A 19,684-nucleotide genomic window follows, 5' to 3' on the forward strand; every position below is an offset into this window, starting at 1 on the left:
CCTACTTCTTGAGCTTCGCCACCAGCGCGTGCAGGGCGTCCTGGGTCGCCTTTGCGAACCAGCGGTCGACGAAGCCGTCCAGCTCGTCGTCGGTGAAGCCGTCGAGGGCCGCATGCAAGTCGGCGCGGGCGATCTTCCGCGTGGTCAGCATCGGTTCGCGGGGCAGTGCGGCCAGTTCGCCCAGCCAATGCAGGCCGCGCGTGGCGACGTGGTCGGCGTCGGTGAGTTCGTCGACGAGGCCGATGGCCAGCGCCTGCTCCGACTCGATCATCGCGCCGGCCACCATCAGTCGCTCGGCGCGATGCGTGCCGACGACGCGGCGCATCAGCACCTGTATCGCATCCGGCACCACCAGCCCGACCTGCGTTTCGTTGAGGCCGATGCGGTAGGCGCCGCGCGCCATCACGCGGTAGTCGCAGCACAGCGCCAGCACGCAGCCGCCGGCCGGGCTGTGGCCGCCGATCGCGGCGACGACGGGCACCGGGCAGTGGGCGATGGCACGGGCGGTGGCAAAGAAGCCCGACCACGCGGCGGTGAGGCCGGCACGGTCGAGGCCGAGCAGGTGCGGCACGTCGAGCCCGCCGGAGAACACCTTCGGCCCACCCGAGAGCACGACGCCTTCGACGCCGTGGAGCTGCGCCGGCGCGAAGGCCGTGGCGAGCGCCGCGAGCAGCTCCGGGTTCAGCGCGTTGACGGGCGGCCGCGCGAGGCGGATTTCGAGCACGTTGCCGTGGGCGATGCGTTCCAGCATGGGGGGAGTCTCAGTCGAGGGTGATGTCAGCGGCCCAACGATAGCGCACGGTGTAGCGCAGCACCGTCTCGCCGCCGGCCGGGACGCGCACGTCGGCTTCGATGCGCTGCGCGTCGGTCTTGCGGAAGCGCTCGCCGCCTTCGAGCAACTGCCACTCCGTCCAGCGCGGCAGGCGGTCGCCCAAGCGCACCGTGGCCTCGGCGGCCTTGGCGTTGCGCAGCGTCCACTCGACGGTTTCGGTCATCGTCCGGCCGCTTCGGTCCAGCTGGAAGTCGACGGTCTTGCGTTGGGCCGTCACGTCGAAGGCGCCGCCGAGGTCGAGGTCGAGCTCGCGGCCCGCGGCGGTGTGGCCGATATCGGCTTCACCCAGCAGTTCGCTGCCGTCGAAGGCGCGCAGGCGTCCCGCGGGCAGCGGTACGCCGAGCCCGGCTGCGCGATCGTTCTTGAACACGAGGCGCGAACGCACCGGGATCTCGCCATCGCCGCCGAGTTCGCGGTGAACCATCGGGCGGTCCGGCATCCAGTCGCCGTCGTTGCGCACCGCCACCAGACGGCGCTCGCAGGGCACGTTGGCCGCGGCCTTGAGCAGCGGCAGGCGCTGCAGCGAGCCGTCGGGCAGGTCGCCGGTGCCGGGCAGGGTGTAGCGATGGTTTTCGCCCGAGGCCGACACCGAGGGCGCGCCTTCGTCGGCCATCATCTTGGCCTCCGGCGGCGCAGCGGCCGCGCGCATCATCGTCCCGCTCACCTGGATCACGTCAACGCGGCGGTTAGGCTCGCCGGCCACCAGGTCCAGCGCGACGTCGTTGAAATCGACACCCGAGCGGTTCGCCACCATCGCGTGCCCTTCGAGGGCCATTCGGCAGCCGTTGCCGCTGCCGGCCAGCACGGCGCGGTACTCCGCGCGCCACGCGAGGCCCGCGGTGGCGTAGTCGAGCCGGGCGTCGCGCGCGGCCGGCGCGCCGATCAGGAAACGCAGGGTCGGGCGCGCCACCAGCCCGCTCGGCGGCTCGGCCAGCGTGAAACCGCTGTAGCCAGAGAGCACGCGCAGCTGGCCGTTGGCCTCGCGCAAGGTCAGGCCGTTGCCTGCCGCGATGAGGACGCCGGTGTATTCGCGCACGCCGCTGGCGACGTTCTGTTCGACGGTGATCGTGCGCCCCACCGCGCGCTGCAGCAGCTGCGCATGGTCGGCGGTGGCGAAGTCGTAGCGCTGGCTGCGCACCGCCACGCCATCGCCGCTGAGCTGCACGGTGGACGGATCGAGCGCGAGCGGCAGGTCGTCGATGGACCATTCGCCCGGCGTCACGCGCACGGGCCGCTGCACCAGGGCATAGCCGGCCTGCGCGTTGCCGCCACGGGTCTGGCTGACGGATTCGAAGCCACCGCTGTAGATGGCAAGGCGCTGGGGAACGGAGGCGGAGGCGGTCATCGAGGCAACTCCCAGCGTAAGGGCGACGGCGAGGGCGGCGGGTGCGGGTTGGACGCGCGGGAGGGGCATGGGGGACTCCGTCGTGGGTGGTGGGATCGTGAGCCCATCAACGGACGAGGCCAAGCCCCGGGGTTGGGACTTGGCCTCGTGTTCAGCCCGGGTTGTCGCCGGCCGGCGCCCGTCTACTCGCAGGCCGCCCGGATGCTGGCCGGAAGCGGAATCGACGCGCCGCTGTTGTCGACCCAGACCATCACCGTGGTGCCGTCGGCGTAGAGCACGCCGTCCTGCGTGGCGCTCTCGATGCGGTGGCCGAGCGTGAGGCTCTTGGTGCCCAGCTTTTCGGCGTGTAGCGTCACTCGCAGGCGCTCCGGCCAGCCGATCGGGCGGCGATAGTTCATCGTCGCCGCTGCGAGGATCGGCGCGCAATCGACGGCGGCCCAGTCCGCGGTGAGGCTCTTGAACCAGGCCACGCGCGCCTCCTCGATGAAGCGGAGGTAGCTCGCGTTGTTCACGTGGTTGAAGGCGTCCATGTCGCCCCAGCGCACGTCCATGGCGATTTCGAACACGGTCTTCATGCGTTTTCCTTCGTCTTGGTGGCGGCCTTCGCGGCCTTCTTGGCGGCTTTCTTGGCCGCGACCTTCTCTTCCTCCGTCAATCGCACGGGCGGCGGCGGGGCGGCCTTCATGCGCCGGGGTGCCGGCGCCACCGGCGCGGTCGCCGGGGCAGCCTCCAGCAGCTTGGCGAGGAAGTGCCCGGTGTGCGAATCGGGATGCGCGGCGATCTCCTCCGGCGTGCCGGTCGCGACGATGGTGCCGCCGCGGTGGCCGCCTTCGGGGCCGAGGTCGATCACCCAGTCCGCGGTCTTCACCACGTCGAGGTTGTGTTCGATGACCACCACCGTGTTGCCGTCGTCGCGCAGCTTGTGCAGCACCGCCAGCAGGTGTTCGATGTCGGCGAAGTGCAGGCCCGTGGTGGGCTCGTCGAGGATGTAGAGCGTGCGGCCGGTATCGCGGCGGCTCAGTTCCTTCGAAAGCTTCACGCGCTGCGCCTCGCCGCCCGAGAGCGTCGTCGCGCTCTGCCCGAGCTTGATGTAGCTCAGGCCCACGTCCATCAAGGTTTCGAGCTTGCGCGCGATCGACGGCACAGGCTCGAACAATTTGAGCGCGTCCTCCACGGTCATCTCCAGCACGTCGTGGATGCTGTAACCCTTGTAGAGGATCTCCAGCGTCTCGCGGTTGTAGCGCTTGCCGTGGCAGACGTCGCAGGGCACGTACACATCCGGAAGGAAGTGCATCTCCACCTTGATCAGGCCGTCGCCCTGACAAGCCTCGCAGCGGCCGCCGCGCACGTTGAAGCTGAAGCGGCCCGGCGCGTAGCCGCGAGCGCGTGCTTCCGGCACCTGCGCGTACAGCTCGCGCAGCGGCGTGAACAGGCCGGTGTAGGTCGCTGGGTTCGAGCGCGGCGTCCGGCCGATCGGCGTCTGGTCGATGTCGACCACCTTGTCGAACAGGTCCATGCCGATCACTTCGCGGTGCGGCGCCGCCGTCGCGCCCGAGCCGTTCAGTTCGCGCGAAGCGAGCGCGAACAGCGTGTCGTTGATCAGCGTCGACTTGCCCGAGCCGGAAACACCCGTCACCGCGACGAACAGGCCGGCCGGGATCTCGAGGTCGACGTCCTTCAGGTTGTTGCCGGTCGCACCGAGCAGCTTCAGCCACTCGTTTTTCCGCGGCGCGTGGCGCTTCGTCGGTACGTCGATCCGGCGTTCGCCACTGAGGTATTGGCCGGTGATCGAGCGCGGCGACGCCATGATGTCGGCCACCGAGCCCTGGCCGACGACTTCGCCGCCGTGCACGCCGGCGCCCGGTCCGATATCGACCACGTGGTCGGCGAGGCGGATGGCGTCCTCGTCGTGCTCGACCACGATCACGGTATTGCCGAGGTCGCGCAGGCGCGTCAGCGTGCCGAGCAGGCGCTCGTTGTCGCGCTGGTGCAGGCCGATCGAAGGTTCGTCGAGCACGTACATCACGCCGACGAGGCCGGCGCCGATCTGCGAGGCGAGTCGGATGCGCTGCGCTTCGCCGCCGGAGAGCGAATCCGCCTGGCGGTCGAGCGTGAGGTAGTCGAGGCCGACATCAACGAGGAAGCGCAAGCGCTCGCGGATCTCCTTGACGATCTTCACCGCGATCTCGCCGCGCCAACCGGGCAGGGTGAGGTCGCTGAAGAAGGCCATGCAGGCGTCGACCGGCAGGTGCGCCACGGCCGGGAGATTGCGCCCGTCGATGAACACATGCCGCGCCATCCGGTTCAGGCGCGCGCCGCCGCAGTCGGGGCAGGGCTGGTCGCTGATGTATTTCGCCAGCTCCTCGCGCACCGTCTGCGACTCGGTCTCGCGGTAGCGGCGCTGCAGGTTCGGCAGGATGCCTTCGAAGGGGTGCTTGCGCTGGCTGCGCCCGCCGTTCTCGGTGATGTAGGTGAAGGCGATCGCTTCGCCGCCCGAGCCGTTCAGCACGGCCTCGCGCGCCTTGGTGGGCAGGTCCTGCCAAGGGGTGTCGACGCTGAAGCCATAGTGCTTGGCCAACGCCGCGACGAGCTGGAAGTAGTAGATGTTGCGGCGGTCCCAGCCGCGCACGGCGCCGTTGGCGAGGCTCAGCTCGGGGTGGCCGACAACTTTCGCCGCGTCGAACACCTGGGTAATGCCGAGGCCGTCGCAGGTGGCGCAGGCGCCCATCGGCGAGTTGAAGGAGAACAGTCGCGGCTCGAGTTCCGGCAGCGAGTAGTCGCAATGCGGGCAGCCGTACTTGCTGCTGAACATCTGCGCCGGTGCCTTGTCGTCGTCCATGTCGGCGATGAGCGCGACGCCGTCGGCCAGCTTCAGCGTCGTCTCGAAGCTCTCGGCGAGGCGCTGCTTCAGGTCGGGGCGCGGCTTGAAGCGGTCGACCACGGCTTCGATCGTGTGCTTCACGCGCAGTTCGAGCTTCGGCACGGCGTCGATCTCATGCACCACGCCGTCGACGCGCACGCGTACGTAGCCCTGCGCGCGCAGGGCGTCGAACACCTGCGCGTGCTCGCCCTTGCGGTCGCGGATGACCGGCGCCAAGAGCATCAGGCGCTTGTCCTCCGGCATCGCCAGCACGGTGTCGACCATCTGGCCGATGGTCTGTGCCTCGAGCGGGGCATCGTGGTCGGGGCAGCGCGGCGTGCCCACGCGGGCGTAGAGCAGGCGAAGGTAGTCGTGGATCTCGGTGATCGTGCCGACCGTCGAGCGCGGGTTGTGCGAGGTCGACTTCTGCTCGATCGAGATGGCCGGGGAGAGGCCCTCGATGTGGTCGAGGTCCGGCTTCTCCATCACCGACAGGAACTGCCGGGCGTAAGCCGAGAGCGACTCGACGTAGCGGCGCTGCCCCTCGGCGTAGATGGTGTCGAAGGCCAGCGAGCTCTTCCCGGACCCGGACAGCCCGGTGATCACGATGAGCCGGTCTCGCGGCAGGTCGAGATCCACGTTCTTCAGGTTGTGGGTGCGGGCGCCGCGGATGCGGATCTGGTCCATGGAGGGTCTGGGCGCAGGGGCAATCGGCTAGTCTAGCCCTCCCGCGTCGCCGGGCCGTGACCCCACCCAGGGCCCATGCCGTGGGGTCACCGGTACCCGTCCCCCCGGGGCACCCCGGCGTCTGAACGAACCCCATCCGCGGCTTGCGCCGGGCGGGGGCGCTCCCCCATACTTCCCAACTCCCTGCGTCCAGCCCGGCCCGACCGGCGCAGCGCAGGGGTGGCCGACGGCTTTGCCGGCAGCCGAATCCCTAAGAAGAACTACATAGGAATCGCAACATGTACGCAGTCGTCGTCACCGGCGGTAAGCAGTACCGCGTGATGAAGGGCGAAACCCTCCGCGTCGAGCTGATCGACGCCGAGCCGGGCGCCAACATCGAAATCAATGACGTCCTCCTGGTCGGCGATGGTGAGAAGATCACCGTCGGCGCGCCGAAGGTGGCGGGCGCCAAGGTCACCGCGACCGTCAAGGGTCACGGCCGCCTGGAGAAGGTCCGCATCGTCAAGTTCCGCCGCCGCAAGCACCATCGCAAGCAGATGGGCCACCGGCAGCACTTCACCGAACTCGAGATCACCGGCATTTCGGCCTGATCCGTCCGTCCTAAGGAGAACACGTCATGGCAAGTAAAAAGGGCGTTGGCTCGACCCGTAACGGCCGCGATTCCAACCCGAAGTACCTCGGTGTGAAGATCTTCGGTGGCCAGGCCGTCGAAGCCGGCAACATCATCGTCCGCCAGCGCGGCACCGAGTTCCATCCGGGTGCCGGCGTCGGCATCGGTCGCGACCACACGCTGTACGCGCTGGTCGACGGCAAGGTCGATTTCTCGGTGAAGGGCGCCAACAAGCGCCGCACCGTGAGCGTGGTCGGCGCCGAGTAATCGGCCCGCGACGCGGTCCCGGCCTGCCGGAGTCGCCGCTCGCCACGCAAAGCAATACACGACGCTCCGCCACGGCGGGGCGTCGTCGTTTCTGGCGGCGCCGCCTCCCCGGGGCCGGCCGCCGTCCACTTGGAGTTCCCCATGAAATTCGTCGACGAAGCCGAGATCGCCGTCCACGCCGGTAACGGTGGCAATGGCTGCATCAGTTTCCGCCGCGAGAAGTTCATCCCGCTCGGCGGCCCCGACGGCGGTGATGGCGGCAATGGCGGCAGCGTCTGGCTCGTCGCCGACGAGAACCTCAACACCCTGATCGACTTCCGCCACCAGCGCGTCTACCGCGCGCAGCGCGGGCAGAACGGCATGGGTCGCGACATGTACGGCAAGGCCGGCGAGGACGTCATCATCCGAGTGCCGGTCGGTACGGCCGTCTGCAACGTCGCCACCGACGAGATCATCGGCGACCTCACCGAGCATGGCCAGCGCCTGCTGGTCGCCAAGGGTGGCGACGGCGGCAAGGGCAACATCCACTTCAAGACCTCGGTGAACCGCGCGCCGCGCAAAGCGACGCCGGGATGGCCCGGCGAGGAACGCGAGCTGCGCCTCGAGCTGAAGCTGCTTGCCGACGTTGGCCTGCTCGGCTTCCCGAATGCCGGCAAGAGCACCTTCATCCGCGCCGTCTCGGCGGCGACGCCGAAGGTGGCCGATTACCCGTTCACCACGCTGTACCCGAACCTCGGCGTCGTCAGCGTCGAAGCCTTCAAGAGCTTCGTGATCGCGGACATCCCCGGTCTCATCGAAGGCGCGGCGGATGGCGCCGGCCTTGGCGCGCTGTTCTTGCGCCACGTGCAGCGCACCCGCCTGCTGCTGCACCTCGTGGACATGGCGCCGATGGACGAGGGCGTCGACCCGGTGGAGCAGGTGCGTGCCATCGAAAACGAGCTGCGGAAGTACGACCCGGCGATGCTCGAGAAGCCGCGCTGGCTGGTGCTCAACAAGGCCGACCTGCTCGACGAGGAGGAAACTGCCGAGCGCGTCGCCGACGTCGTTCAGCGGCTCGACTGGAAGGGCCCGCACTTCGTCGTTTCTGCCATCAGCCGCGAAGGCACGCGCCCGATCATGCTCAAGGTCCAGCAGTTCTTCGACGACCTGAAGCACCAGGCGGCGGAAGCGGCCGAGGACGCCGCGTGGGTCGAGCGGAACACGCCGGCGCCGCGGACCGGCGAGGGCGCCTGACGGCGCCCGTTTCCGTCAGCGAGGGGCAACAAAAAAGCCGGCGTAATGCCGGCTTTTTCGTGTTCCATGGGCCTTGCGGGCCACGGAAGGCTGCGCCCGTGATCAGGCGGCCTTGAGGGCCTTGATGTGGCCGTTCAGGCGGGCCTTGTGGCGGGCAGCCTTGTTCTTGTGGATCAGGCCACGCGAGGCGTAGCGGTCGAGGATCGGCTGCGCGATGGCGAACGCGGCCTCGGCGGCGGCGGCATCCTTGGCATCGATGGCCTTGACGACCTTCTTGACGGCGGTACGCAGCATCGAGCGCTGGGCCGAGTTGCGAGCATTGCGAACAGCGGCCTGCTTGGCGCGCTTCTTGGCGGACTTGATGTTGGCCACGGACGGCTCCTGCGTGAAACTGGGTAAGATGGTGCACGAAAGACCGCGGAGTATTGGGGAAAAGCCTTGGTGCGTCAAGAAGTAAGCGGCTTTCCGGCCCTGGTGTTCAGGAAATCGGCGTGAAGAAGCCCGCTTTGCTGCGGTCCACCGCCGTTTTCAGCGCCATGACCCTGTTGTCCCGGCTCGCCGGATTCGCGCGCGACGTGCTGCAGGCCAGCCTGTTCGGCGCCTCGGCGGCCATGGACGCCTTCGTCATCGCCTACCGGATCCCGAACTACCTGCGGCGCATCTTCGCCGAGGGCTCGTTCTCGTCGGCCTTCGTGCCCGCCTACTCGGCCCTGAAGGAGCAGGGTGACCGCGAGGCCGTCCGGGACTTCCTTGACCATGTGGCCGCCGCGCTATGCGCCGTCGTGATCGTCGTGGCCGGGCTCGGCATGCTCGCTGCGCCTTGGATCGCAGCGGTCTTCGCCCCCGGGGCCCTCGACCAGCCGGGCCAGATCGACGCCATCGCGTCGATGCTGAGGATCACCTTCCCCTACCTCGTCTTCATCTCGCTGACGGCGCTCGCCGGCGCGGTGCTGAACAGCCATGGCCGCTTCGGCCTGGCGGCGGTCACCCCGGTGCTGCACAACGTCGCGATGATCGCGGCGATGCTGGCGCTGGCGCCCCTGTTCGAGGTGCCGCCGATGGCCTTGGCCTGGGGCGTGCTGCTGGCAGGCGTGCTGCAGTTCGCCCTGCTGTGGCCGGCGTTGGGTCGGATCGGGGCAAGGCCGCGTTTCCGCCTCGATTTCCGCCATCCGGCGGTGCGCAAGGTCGGGGCCCTGATGCTGCCGACGCTGTTCTCTTCCTCCGTCGCGCAGCTGAACCTGATCGTCGGCACCATCTTCGCCTCGCTGCTCGTCACCGGCAGCCAGACCTGGCTGTACAACGCCGATCGGCTCAGCGAGTTCCCGCTTGGCCTGTTCGGGGTGGCGATCGGCACGGTGATCCTTCCGCACCTCAGCTCCCGCCACGCCGCCGGCGATACCGAGGGCTACGCCAAGGCGATCGACTGGGGGCTGCGGATGGTGCTGCTGGCCGGCGTCCCAGCCGGCGTCGGCCTGCTGATGCTCGCCGAACCCCTGGCCTCGGCGATGTTCCAGCGCGGCGCGTTTTCGGCCGACGACGCGAAGATGACCGGCCTCGCGCTGTCGGCGACGGCGCTCGCCGTGCCGGCCTTCATGCTGACGAAGGTGCTGCTTCCCGCGTTTTTCTCGCGCTCGGACACGAAGACGCCGATGCGCGCGGCCGTCGCCACGGTGTTCATCAACATCGGGCTGACCGCGGCGATCACCACGCCGCTCTGGCAGTACGGTGTCCACGGCGCACACGCGGGCATCGCTCTGGCCACCGCGCTGGCCGGCATCGCGAACGCGGCGCTGCTCTGGGCCTGGTTGCATCGCGATGGCCTCTACCGGACCCAGCCGGGCTGGGGGCGTTACCTGTTGCAGGTGCTGGTGGCCGCCGGACTGATGGCCGCCGCCTTGGGCGCCCTGCGCAGCTGGCTGGGTGATTTCACCGCCATGCCCGAGTGGCCGCGGATCGCCGCCGTGCTGGGCTGCGTGGCCGCCGGTGCCGGTGTGTACGCCCTGTCGCTGCTGGCGCTTGGCGTCCGTCCACGGCAGGTCTGGGCGCACTGAGGCCGCTATACTCGGCGGCTTATGAGCCTGCTGTTCCGTGACATCGGGGGCGCGTCGCCCACCCCCGCCGGCAGCGTGGTCTGCATCGGTGCGTTCGACGGCCTGCATCGGGGTCATCAGGCGCTGATCGGCCGCGCCCGCGCCCGTGCGCGCGAGCTCGGCCTGCCGCTCGTGGTGCTGAGCTTCGAGCCGCTGCCGCGCGAGTTCTTCATGGCCCCGGAGCCGCCGGCGCGCTTGATCCTGCCTGCCGCGAAGATCGCCGGCCTGGAGGCGCTCGAGGTCGATGTCATCGGCCTGCTGCGCTTCAACCCGGCGATGGTGGCGATGGCCGCCGAGGACTTCGTCCGCGCCGTCCTCGTCGCGAAGCTGCACGCCCGCGAGGTGTGGGTGGGGCCCGATTTCCGCTTCGGCCACCGTCGCGGCGGCGATGTCGCGCTGCTGCAGCGGATGGGCGCCGAGCTCGGCTTCGCCACCCATGCGTTGCCGCTGGTGGAGGACGCCGGAGAGCGCGTCTCCAGCACCGCTGTGCGCGCCGCGCTGGCGAATGCGGAACTCGACCGCGCCGCGGTGTTGCTGGGGCGGCCGTACGCCATCCCCGGCCGCGTGGTGCGCGGCAAGCAGCTCGGCCGAACGCTGGGCTACCCGACGGCGAACCTGCGTTTCGGCGGCAAGCGCCCGCCGATGCACGGCATCTTCGCCACTTGGGTGCACGGCGTCGGCGACCAGCCGATGCCGAGCGTCTCCAGCCTCGGCACGCGGCCCACGGTGAATGGCAAGGAGCCGCTGCTTGAAGCGCACCTGTTCGACTTCAACGGCGATCTCTACGGCAAGCGCCTGAGCGTCGAGTTCGTGGCCAAGCTGCGCGACGAGCTGAAGTTCGACGGCCTGCCCGCCCTGATCGAACAGATGGATCGCGATTCGGCGCAAGCGCGCGCGATCCTCGCCGGCCTCCCGAAGGCCGGCCATCCCCATTCCTTGAGCCTGACGACGCCGTGAGCATCGACTACAAGAGCACCATCTCGCTGCCGGACACGGCCTTCCCGATGCGCGGCGACCTGCCGAAGCGCGAGCCCGCCACGCTGCAGCGCTGGCAGGATGGCCGCCTGTACGACCAGGTGCGCGCGAATGCCGCCGGCCGCCCGCGCTTCGTGCTGCACGATGGCCCGCCCTACGCCAACGGCAACATCCACATCGGCCACGCGGTCAACAAGATCCTCAAGGATCTCGTCGTGAAGTCGAAGCTGCTGGCCGGCTTCGACGCGCCCTACGTGCCGGGCTGGGACTGCCACGGCCTGCCGATCGAACTCGCCGTCGAGAAGAAGTTCGGCAAGGTGGGCGACAAGCTCGACGCCGCCGCGTTCCGGCAGAAGTGCCGCGAGTACGCCGCCGAGCAGATCGCCGGCCAGTCGCGCGATTTCCAGCGCCTTGGCGTCCTCGGCGACTGGGACCATCCCTACCGCACGATGGACTTCCGCTTCGAGGCCGACATGGTCCGCGCCTTGGCGAAGATCGTCGATCGCGGCCACCTCGTGCGCGGCGCGAAGCCCGTGCACTGGTGCTTCGACTGCGGTTCGGCGCTGGCCGAAGCCGAGATCGAGTACGCCGACAAGACCTCGCCGATGGTCGACGTCGCCTACGACGCGCGCGATCCGAAGGCGCTGGCCGCCAAGTTCGGCGTTGAATCCGGCGACGCCATCGTCGCCGTGCCGATCTGGACCACCACGCCCTGGACGCTGCCCGCCTCGCTGGCGGTGACGCTGGGCGCGGAGCTCGGCTACGCGCTGGTCGAAGGCCCGGCGCGCAACGGCCGCCGCGTGCTGCTCGTTCTGGCTGAAGCGCTGGTCGAGAAGGCGCTGGCCCGCTACGGCGTGGCTGAGGTGACGGTGTTGGGCCGCGTCGAAGGCCGCGCGCTCGAGGGCCTCGTGCTCGCGCATCCGTTCTACGCGCGCGAGATCCCGCTGATCCTTGGCGACCACGTCACCGCCGACGACGGCACCGGTGCGGTGCACACTGCGCCCGGCCACGGCCAGGAAGACTTCGTGGTCGGCAAGCTCTACGGGCTCACCGACCGTTACACCGCCGCGCAGATCAATCCCGTCGACGGCAAGGGCCTGTACCTGCCGGGCACGCCGCCGATCCCGACGCCGGAAGGCGAGGTCGCGATCGCCGGAACGCATTTGTGGAAGGCGAACGACGTCATCGTCGCGGCGCTGGGTGCCCGCGGCGTGCTGCTGTCCTCGGGCAAGCTGCACCACAGCTACCCGCACTGCTGGCGCCACAAGACGCCGGTGGCCTTCCGCGCCACGCCGCAGTGGTTCATCTCGATGACGCAGGCCAACCTGCGCGCCGACGCGCTGGCCGCCATCAAGGGCGTGCAGTGGTTCCCCGACTGGGGCGAAGCGCGCATCAGCGCCATGGTCGACGGCCGCCCGGACTGGTGCATCTCGCGCCAGCGCACTTGGGGCGTGCCGATCGCGCTGTTCACGCACCGCATCACCGGCGAGATCCACCCGCGCACGGCCGAACTGATGGCCGCGGTGGCTGCGAAGATCGAGCAGGGCGGGGTGGACGCGTGGTTCGCGCTCGACGCCGCCGAACTGCTCGGCGCCGAGGCCGCCGACTACGAGAAGGTCACCGACATCCTCGACGTCTGGTTCGATTCCGGCGTCACCCACGAGGCCGTCCTCGCCGCGCGCGCCGACGAGGGCTTGGGCAAGCCGGCCGATCTCTACCTCGAAGGCTCCGACCAACATCGCGGCTGGTTCCAGAGCTCGCTGCTCACCGGCGTGGCGATCGACGGGGCGGCGCCTTACCGGCAGGTGCTTACGCACGGCTTCACCGTCGATGCGCAGGGCCGGAAAATGTCGAAGTCGATCGGCAACGTCGTCGAACCGCAGAAGGTCATCGACCAGATGGGTGCCGACGTGCTGCGCCTGTGGGTGGCCAGTACCGACTACCGCAACGAGATGTCCGTTTCCGACGACATCCTCAAGCGCACCGCCGACGCCTACCGCCGCATCCGCAACACCGCGCGCTTCCTGCTCGGCAACCTCTCGGGCTTCGACCCGGCCACGCACCTGCTGCCGAACGGCGAACTGCTGTGGCTGGACGCGCAGGCCGTGGCCCGCGCCGGCGAGGTGCAGGCCGAGATCACCGCGGCCTACGCCCGCTACGACTTCGCCGCCGTCGTCGCCGCGCTGCAGAACTACTGCACCAACGACCTCGGTGCGCTGTACCTCGACGTCACCAAGGACCGCCTGTACACCATGCCGGTGGACAGCCGCGGCCGCCGCTCGGCGCAGTCGGCGATGTTCCGCATCGCCCATGCGCTCACGCGCTGGATCGCGCCGATCCTGAGCTTCACCGCCGACGAGCTCTGGCAGCACCTGCCGGGTGCGCGCGAGGCCCACGTGCTGTTCGCCACCTGGCGTACCGACCTCGATGCCCTGCCTGCGGGCGGTGCGCTCTCGAAGGAGACCTTCGCCGCGCTGCTGGCGCTGCGCGAGGCCGTGGCCAAGGTGCTGGAACCGATGCGTGCCGGTGGCGCGATCGGCGCCTCGCTCGAGGCCGAGGTCGACCTTTACGTCGACGACGCGACGCTGGCGCCGGTGGCCGACGAACTCCGCTTCCTGTTCATCACCAGCGAGTTGCGCCTGCACCCGGCGTCCGACAAGCCCACCGACGCGGTGGCGGCCGACGGCGTCGCCGGGGCGTTCATCCGGGCGGTGGCCAGCTCGGCCGCGAAATGCGTGCGCTGCTGGCACTACCGCCACGACGTCGGTACGCACGCCGACCATCCCGAGCTCTGCGGCCGCTGCGTCGACAACGTCGACGGCGCGGGCGAAGACCGCCGCTTCTTCTGATCGCCGCCCTGTGACCGATTCCACCTCCAACGCCCCGATCCGCAACGACGTCGTGACGCCGAACGCCCTCGTTTGGCTCTGGCTTTCCGCCGTGGTCATCGTCCTCGACCAGACCAGCAAGCTCTACTTCCTGTCGATCCTCGAGTACGGCGGCCCCACGATCCCCGTCATTGATGGCTTCTGGGAATGGCAGTTGGCGAAGAACCATGGCGCGGCCTTCAGCTTCCTCGCCGGGGCGTCGGGCTGGCAGCGCTGGTTCTTCAGTGCGCTGGCCGTGGGCATCAGCGGCCTGCTGGTGCACTGGCTCCGCAAGCTGCCGCGCGGCCATTGGCCCGAGGCCCTGCCGTTCGCGCTGATCATCGGCGGTGCACTGGGCAATCTCATCGATCGCGTGCGCTTCGGCTACGTCGTCGACTTCGTCCACTGGTACTGGCGTGAGCACAGCTGGCCCGTGTTCAACGTGGCCGACTCGGCGATCGTTGCCGGCGCGGTGTTGCTCGTGATCGCCAGTTTCTTCAGCGGGGAAAGGAAATGAGCTTCGACGTCCTGCTCGCGAATCCTCGCGGTTTCTGCGCCGGCGTCGACCGCGCGATCGAGATCGTGGACAGGGCGCTCCAGCAGCTCGGTGCGCCGATCTACGTCCGTCACGAAGTGGTGCACAACAAATTCGTGGTTGAGGACCTGCGGGCCAAAGGTGCGGTGTTCATCGAGGACCTCGCCGACGTGCCGTCCGGAGCCACCCTGATCTTCAGTGCCCACGGCGTCTCGCAGGCGGTGCGCAACGAGGCCGCCGAGCGCGGCTTCAAGGTGTTCGACGCGACCTGTCCGCTGGTGACCAAGGTCCACATCGAAGTCACGCGGCATTGCCGCGCGGGTCGCGATGTCGTGCTGATCGGCCATGCCGGCCACGTCGAGGTCGAGGGCACGATGGGGCAGTGGCGCAAGGAAGCCGGTACGGGCTCGATCTACCTGGTCGAGGACGTCGAGCAGGCGGAGCGCATCGCCATCGCCCAGCCCGACAACGTGGCGTTCACCACGCAGACGACGCTGTCGGTCGACGACACCAAGGACATCATCGCCACGCTGCAGCGGCGCTTCCCGGCCATGCAGGGCCCGCGCCACGACGACATTTGTTACGCCACGCAGAATCGCCAGGACGCCGTCCGCGACCTGGCCGCGCGCTGCGACCTGATCCTCGTGGTCGGCAGCCCGAGCAGCTCGAATTCGAACCGCTTGCGGGAGCTGGCCGAGAAGAACGGCGTCGAGGCCTACCTCATCGACGGGGCGGAGCATGTCGATCCGCGCTGGGTCGACGGCAAGCGCTGCGTGGGCGTCACTGCCGGTGCATCCGCACCTGAACTGCTGGTTCAGGGCGTGATCGCGCGACTGGCTGAACTGGGCGGCGGGGCGGCGACGGAGCTTTCCGGCAAGCCCGAGGACGTGGTCTTCGCCCTGCCCAAGGAACTCCGCATCAGCCTGGTCGATTGACCGCGGCCCCACGGCCCCCTAAAATCCCGCGTCTGATGCCGGTGTAGCTCAGTTGGTAGAGCGGCGCATTCGTAATGCGTAGGTCGGGGGTTCGAGTCCCTTCTCCGGCACCATCAGCCCCCCCCTCCAGCGCGTCCAACGGAACCCGATGGGCTTCTTCCGTCGCACGGAACACGCGCTTCCCGCCGCTCTCCTGTTGTCCGCATTGCTGGTTGGCTGTGCGGGCCCCTACGGACCGTCGCCGTCGGCCGATCGCGTGCCGTTCGCGGTGCTGGGCGATTCCGACTCCCACGCTTACCAGGACCGCGTCACGTTCGCCGAGTCGGGTTCCGAGCGTGGCGGCCTCCAGCGTGCGACGACCCTGCAGTGGACCGAAGTCCTCGTCCGGCTTCGTGGCGACGAAATCGACCCCGGTGGATGGGGCGAATGGGGCCTTCGCGGCCGATGGGCCACGCCCCTCGGCTGGCTGGGCATCGAGCGTCGCTCGCCGAAAAAGCAGGACCACGAATTCAACTACGCCTGGTCGGGCGCGCGTTGCGCCGACCTCGTCGAGGGCCCGGGGCGGCAAGCCCCACGCCTTGCCGCGCGCGTGGCGGTGCAGCCCGAAGCATGGCGCACTGGCGTCGTCGTCGTCCGCATCGGCATCAACGACCTCGGTACCGGCGAAGCGCTCGACGCCTTCGCCCGCGATGGTGACAGCGACGCCAATCGTCGCCGCGTCGACGCCTGCCTCGCATCCATCGATCTCGCCCTGCGCCAGCTGGCGGACGTGCAGCCGGAGCTGCGCATCCTGCTGGTGGGCGTGCTCGACAACGTCGACTGGCCGCGCCGAAGCGGCGAGTACACCGATCCCGTCGAGCGGCAACGCATCGCCGCGATGCTCGATCGTTTCGATGCAGGCCTTCGGACGATCGCCGGTGCTTCGCCGAATCGGGCTTTCTTCGATGACCGGGCTTTCTATCGCGGCCTGGTCGGTGCGCGTTCCGACGACGGCCGCCCAGCCTATCGCGGGATCCCCGTGCGCGATGCGGGCGGGACCGTGGCCTGGTCCGCGGCCTTCGGTGAGGGCGATGGTCTCGCGCATCTCTATCTCGCCGATGGCCACGCCGGCACTGTGCTGAACGCGCACTGGGCGCAGGCCTTCGCCGTTGCGATCAAGGATGAATTCGGCGCAGCGCTCACGCCGATCTCCGATGCGGAGCGCGATGCCTTCCTGATGGAACTGTCGAAGGCAGTCCCCTAGGCTTCGCGCGGCGTCTCGTGCCCTGCGACCCGCGCATGGCAAGCTGGCGTTCTGATCCAAGGAGCATCGGCGTGGCGGTTACCGGCAGCAAGTCCAAGGCGAAGACGGCCTACGTCTGCACCGATTGCGGTGCGAGTTACTCGAAGTGGCAGGGGCAGTGCGAAGCCTGCGGCGCGTGGAACACGCTGTCGGAGATCGTCGTCGAGCCGGTATCGGCGAAGTCGAATCCCCGCCACGGGAACTGGGCCGGCGTGCCGGAACAGGCCCGCATCACGCCGCTGGCATCGGTGAAGCACGAGGCCGAATCGCGCGTGTCCACCGGCATCGGCGAGCTTGATCGCGTGCTCGGCGGCGGGCTGGTCGAGGGCTCGGTGGTGCTGGTCGGCGGTGATCCCGGCATCGGCAAATCGACGCTGCTGCTGCAGGCCATTTCCGCCATGGCCGCGCGGGTTCCGGGCCTTTACGTCACCGGTGAAGAGAGCCTCTCGCAGGTCGCGGGTCGCGCGCAGCGCCTCGGCCTTGGCATCGACGGCGTGCAGGCGCTTGCCGAGACCTGCGTCGAGCGCATCCTCTCGCAGGCGGCGCAGGCCAAGCCGCGGCTGATGATCGCCGATTCCATCCAGACCCTGTGGTCGGAACTGCTCACCGCGGCGCCCGGCTCGGTGAGCCAGGTGCGCGAGAGTGCGGCGAAACTGGTGCGCTTCGCGAAGGAAACCGGCACGGCCGTGTTCCTCGTCGGCCACGTCACCAAAGAGGGCGGCATTGCCGGCCCGCGCGTGCTCGAGCACATGGTCGACGCCGTCCTCTATTTCGAAGGCGAAGCCGGCAGCCGCTTCCGCGTGCTCCGCGCCTTCAAGAACCGCTTCGGCGCCGTCAATGAGCTCGGCGTGTTCGCGATGGGCGACAAGGGCCTGCGCGAGGTGTCGAATCCGTCGGCGATCTTCCTCTCCGGCGCGCGCTTGCCGCAGCCGGGCAGCGCGGTGATGGTGACCCGCGAAGGCACGCGGCCGCTGTTGGTCGAGGTGCAGGCCCTCGTCGATCAATCCCCGCTCGCCAATCCGCGCCGCGTCGCGCTTGGCCTCGAGCAGAACCGCTTGGCGATGCTGCTGGCGGTGCTGCATCGCCACGGCGGCGTCGGCGTGTTCGACCAGGATGTGTTCGTCAACGTTGTCGGCGGCATCCGCGTGCAGGAAACCGCCGCGGACCTGCCGGTGCTGCTTGCGGTGCTCAGCTCGTTGCGCGATCGCCCGTTGCCTGAGAAGACCATCGCGTTCGGCGAAGTTGGTCTATCCGGCGAATTGCGGCCGGTGCCGAATGGCGAGGAACGCCTGAAGGAGGCGTCGACGCACGGCTTCAAGCGCGCCGTGGTGCCGAAGGCCAACGCGCCGAAATCCGGCCGCGTCGGCGAGATGGAGGTGATCGGTGTCGAGCGGCTGTCGGAAGCGCTCGAGCAAGCCACGGGCTGAGCAGGAGGGTCGACGATGGGATGGTGGGACGCACTGAAGTCCGCGATGTTCGGGGCGCCACGTCCGGCGCTCGATCCGGACGCCTTCACCGAGGACATGGCCAGCCGCCTGCGCGCCGCGATGCCGGGTCGGACGGTGGCCGTCAGCAGCCGCCTTTCGCTTTCGATCGAGGGCGCGGAAGGCCTGCAGCAGGTGTTCCTCGACAACGCCTACCGCTTCGCGGCCGAGGCGGCCGACGACGCCGGACGCGAGGCCGTCATCGCAGCCTGGTTGGCTTCGAGCACCGGGGCTGCCGCGAGTGACGCGGCCGGCATCGACGACATCGTGCCCGTGTTGAAGTCGCCCGACTGGTTCGATGCGTTGCCGGTGCGCGAGGACGGTCGCCCCGTTGGCCATCGCAGCGAAGCACTCAACGCGCACCTCGCCATCGTCTATGCCATCGACACGCCGCACAACGTCGCCTATGTCGGCGAAGACTGGTTCGTCGATCGCGGCATCGGTGTCGAAGGCCTGCGTCGTCGCGCCGTCGACAACCTGCGCGCGAAGTTGACGCGCCTCGAGGTGCAGCGCGGCGGCGGGCTGAACATGGTCGTCGCTGGCGGCTACTACGAAGCCTCGATCGTGCTTCTTGACGAATTCTGGGTTCGGGAGAGGGAACGCCTCCGCGGCGACCCGGTGATCGCGATTCCCGCGCGCGACGTCCTCGTGTTCGGCGACAGCGCCGACCCCAAGGTCGTCGCCGAGCTTCGCCGATACGCGACCGAAATCCACGCCGATGCGGCCTACGCCCTCTCGCCGGTGCTTTTCCAGCGTTTCGCGGACGGGCGCATCGAGCCCTTCCAGCCCTCGGAGCGCATCGAGGCCTGAGGCGGTGGACGCTCAGCGCGCGAGCAGGAACTCGTAGACGAAGCGGCTGCCGAAGAACGCCAGCCCAAGCAGCAGCATGGCGGCGAGCGTCCAGCGTGCTGCCTTGGCCCCGCGCCAACCCCAGCGCCAATGGCCGAACAGCAGGGTGGCCAGCACCGTCCAGCTGAGCAGCGACAGCACGGTCTTGTGCATCAGGTGCTGGGCGAACAGGTTCTCGACGAACACCAGGCCCATCGCCAATGCCAGCGTCAGCAAGGCGAAGGCCGCGACCAGCGTACGGAACAGTAGGCTCTCCGACTGCGTGAGCGGCGGCAGGATCCGCACGATGCCGGTGATGCGTCGCTGCCGCAGCGCGCGTTCCTGCAGCCACAGGCCGGCTGCGAAAAGCGCGGCCAAGGCAAGGGCTGCGTAGGCCAGCAGGGCCAGCCACGCGTGCATCAGGATCGGCCAGGGGAGGTCGTTGCTGCCGCTGCCGGGCTGCGCGCCGAGGGCGTACGTCAGCACGCAGGCCGCTGCCACGGGGAACACCACCACACCGAGGGCTTCGAGCCGTTCCAGCTTCGCCGCCGCGACGGTCAGGGCCGCCATGCCAAGGCTCACGAGGGAGAGCGCCGCGAAGAAGTGCAGGTCCGGTGCCCCCTTCACGTGCCCGGCCCAAGCGTGAAGGCCGAGCTGCAGCAGGACGCCGTTGCCGGCGAGCAGGAGGGGCCACAGCGCGCCGTGCGCCGATCCGCCGGCCTGCAGGCGACGCACCAGCCCGAAGGCGGCGAGCGCGTAGGCGAGCGCGGCGAAGGCCGCGAGGATCAGGTCGGTGGGCATGGCCGAAGTGTCGCACAGGGCTCCTCGAGACGAGAACGCCTCGCATCGGCCCC

17 protein-coding genes and 1 tRNA gene are annotated in these 19,684 nt (G+C 69.2%); 12 read left to right on the top strand and 6 right to left on the bottom strand.

The window, feature by feature from the left end; all coding sequences use genetic code 11:
* Window position 1: 1 nt before the first annotated feature.
* From ACIQ6S_RS04225 to uvrA, 4 genes are all read right to left on the bottom strand, one after another.
* On the bottom strand, window positions 2-751 hold the full coding sequence (locus ACIQ6S_RS04225; protein ID WP_397607274.1) for an enoyl-CoA hydratase/isomerase family protein: 750 nt from the start codon (window positions 749-751) through the stop codon (window positions 2-4).
* A gap of 10 nt (window positions 752-761) precedes the next feature.
* On the bottom strand, window positions 762-2,246 hold the full coding sequence (locus ACIQ6S_RS04230) for a DUF4139 domain-containing protein (protein ID WP_397607275.1): 1,485 nt from the start codon (window positions 2,244-2,246) through the stop codon (window positions 762-764).
* Window positions 2,247-2,359: 113 nt separating this feature from the next.
* On the bottom strand, window positions 2,360-2,752 hold the full coding sequence (locus ACIQ6S_RS04235; protein ID WP_397595734.1) for an acyl-CoA thioesterase: 393 nt from the start codon (window positions 2,750-2,752) through the stop codon (window positions 2,360-2,362).
* Window positions 2,749-5,724: an excinuclease ABC subunit UvrA gene (uvrA, locus tag ACIQ6S_RS04240; RefSeq protein WP_397607276.1), complete on the bottom strand. Its 2,976-nt coding sequence runs from the start codon at window positions 5,722-5,724 to the stop codon at window positions 2,749-2,751. Before uvrA ends, ACIQ6S_RS04235 begins: the two co-directional genes overlap by 4 nt.
* 278 nt (window positions 5,725-6,002) lie before the next feature.
* On the opposite strand from uvrA, the gene rplU reads away from it, so the two are divergent.
* The 3 genes from rplU to cgtA all read left to right on the top strand — a co-directional run bounded on the left by rplU (window position 6,003) and on the right by cgtA (window position 7,834).
* Entirely contained in the window at window positions 6,003-6,314 is a 312-nt protein-coding gene (gene rplU / locus ACIQ6S_RS04245) for a 50S ribosomal protein L21 (protein ID WP_297864907.1), read from the top strand.
* A gap of 26 nt (window positions 6,315-6,340) precedes the next feature.
* Window positions 6,341-6,601, top strand: coding sequence for a 50S ribosomal protein L27 (gene rpmA, locus ACIQ6S_RS04250; protein WP_297864906.1), 261 nt, complete (start codon window positions 6,341-6,343; stop codon window positions 6,599-6,601).
* A gap of 141 nt (window positions 6,602-6,742) precedes the next feature.
* A complete protein-coding gene (cgtA, locus tag ACIQ6S_RS04255; RefSeq protein ID WP_397607277.1) occupies window positions 6,743-7,834 on the top strand; it encodes an Obg family GTPase CgtA in 1,092 nt (363 codons plus the stop codon).
* Between the two features lie 102 nt (window positions 7,835-7,936).
* On the opposite strand, the gene rpsT is transcribed toward cgtA, so the two are convergent.
* The gene (gene rpsT, locus ACIQ6S_RS04260) at window positions 7,937-8,206 is read right to left on the bottom strand and encodes a 30S ribosomal protein S20 (RefSeq protein WP_297864904.1); all 270 of its coding nucleotides are present in this window, start codon (window positions 8,204-8,206) and stop codon (window positions 7,937-7,939) included.
* Window positions 8,207-8,325: 119 nt separating this feature from the next.
* Here rpsT and murJ point away from each other — a divergent pair, with 119 nt between their 5' ends.
* The 9 genes from murJ to ACIQ6S_RS04305 all read left to right on the top strand — a co-directional run bounded on the left by murJ (window position 8,326) and on the right by ACIQ6S_RS04305 (window position 18,812).
* Window positions 8,326-9,885: a murein biosynthesis integral membrane protein MurJ gene (murJ, locus tag ACIQ6S_RS04265; protein WP_397607278.1), complete on the top strand. Its 1,560-nt coding sequence runs from the start codon at window positions 8,326-8,328 to the stop codon at window positions 9,883-9,885.
* A gap of 21 nt (window positions 9,886-9,906) precedes the next feature.
* Window positions 9,907-10,881, top strand: coding sequence for a bifunctional riboflavin kinase/FAD synthetase (locus tag ACIQ6S_RS04270; protein WP_397607279.1), 975 nt, complete (start codon window positions 9,907-9,909; stop codon window positions 10,879-10,881).
* Complete coding sequence (ileS, locus tag ACIQ6S_RS04275) at window positions 10,878-13,748, top strand: isoleucine--tRNA ligase (protein ID WP_397607280.1); 2,871 nt, start codon at window positions 10,878-10,880, stop codon at window positions 13,746-13,748. Before ACIQ6S_RS04270 ends, ileS begins: the two co-directional genes overlap by 4 nt.
* Before the next feature lie 52 nt (window positions 13,749-13,800).
* Window positions 13,801-14,283 carry a signal peptidase II gene (lspA, locus tag ACIQ6S_RS04280; protein WP_397607298.1) on the top strand — a complete coding sequence of 161 codons (483 nt, stop codon included), beginning with the start codon at window positions 13,801-13,803 and terminating at the stop codon, window positions 14,281-14,283.
* Window positions 14,280-15,236, top strand: a complete 957-nt coding sequence (gene ispH / locus ACIQ6S_RS04285; protein WP_397607281.1) for a 4-hydroxy-3-methylbut-2-enyl diphosphate reductase — start codon at window positions 14,280-14,282, stop codon at window positions 15,234-15,236. The genes lspA and ispH overlap by 4 nt, the downstream gene beginning before the upstream one ends.
* Before the next feature lie 37 nt (window positions 15,237-15,273).
* Window positions 15,274-15,349, top strand: a tRNA-Thr gene (locus ACIQ6S_RS04290).
* A gap of 83 nt (window positions 15,350-15,432) precedes the next feature.
* Window positions 15,433-16,479 (top strand): hypothetical protein, encoded by a 1,047-nt coding sequence (locus ACIQ6S_RS04295; protein ID WP_397607282.1) that lies wholly within the window; start codon window positions 15,433-15,435, stop codon window positions 16,477-16,479.
* Between the two features lie 71 nt (window positions 16,480-16,550).
* Complete coding sequence (gene radA, locus ACIQ6S_RS04300) at window positions 16,551-17,945, top strand: DNA repair protein RadA (RefSeq protein ID WP_397607283.1); 1,395 nt, start codon at window positions 16,551-16,553, stop codon at window positions 17,943-17,945.
* Between the two features lie 15 nt (window positions 17,946-17,960).
* Window positions 17,961-18,812: a DUF1444 family protein gene (locus tag ACIQ6S_RS04305; protein ID WP_397607284.1), complete on the top strand. Its 852-nt coding sequence runs from the start codon at window positions 17,961-17,963 to the stop codon at window positions 18,810-18,812.
* 12 nt (window positions 18,813-18,824) lie between these two features.
* Here the strand turns inward: ACIQ6S_RS04305 and ACIQ6S_RS04310 are convergent, their stop codons facing one another.
* Complete coding sequence (locus ACIQ6S_RS04310) at window positions 18,825-19,619, bottom strand: inner membrane protein YpjD (RefSeq protein WP_397607299.1); 795 nt, start codon at window positions 19,617-19,619, stop codon at window positions 18,825-18,827.
* Window positions 19,620-19,684 lie beyond the last annotated feature (65 nt).

The sequence above is a fragment of the Silanimonas sp. genome (assembly GCF_044377035.1).
GTDB lineage: Bacteria > Pseudomonadota > Gammaproteobacteria > Xanthomonadales > Xanthomonadaceae > Silanimonas.

Coding starts and splice junctions, on each gene's coding strand:
- uvrA (WP_397607276.1), bottom strand. CDS start 5,724: ATGGACCAGATCCGCATCCGCGGCGCCCGCACCCACAACCTGAAGAAC.
- ACIQ6S_RS04305 (WP_397607284.1), top strand. CDS start 17,961: ATGGGATGGTGGGACGCACTGAAGTCCGCGATGTTCGGGGCGCCACGT.
- cgtA (WP_397607277.1), top strand. CDS start 6,743: ATGAAATTCGTCGACGAAGCCGAGATCGCCGTCCACGCCGGTAACGGT.
- rpmA (WP_297864906.1), top strand. CDS start 6,341: ATGGCAAGTAAAAAGGGCGTTGGCTCGACCCGTAACGGCCGCGATTCC.
- ACIQ6S_RS04270 (WP_397607279.1), top strand. CDS start 9,907: ATGAGCCTGCTGTTCCGTGACATCGGGGGCGCGTCGCCCACCCCCGCC.
- ACIQ6S_RS04225 (WP_397607274.1), bottom strand. CDS start 751: ATGCTGGAACGCATCGCCCACGGCAACGTGCTCGAAATCCGCCTCGCG.
- rplU (WP_297864907.1), top strand. CDS start 6,003: ATGTACGCAGTCGTCGTCACCGGCGGTAAGCAGTACCGCGTGATGAAG.
- ispH (WP_397607281.1), top strand. CDS start 14,280: ATGAGCTTCGACGTCCTGCTCGCGAATCCTCGCGGTTTCTGCGCCGGC.
- ACIQ6S_RS04235 (WP_397595734.1), bottom strand. CDS start 2,752: ATGAAGACCGTGTTCGAAATCGCCATGGACGTGCGCTGGGGCGACATG.
- ACIQ6S_RS04230 (WP_397607275.1), bottom strand. CDS start 2,246: ATGCCCCTCCCGCGCGTCCAACCCGCACCCGCCGCCCTCGCCGTCGCC.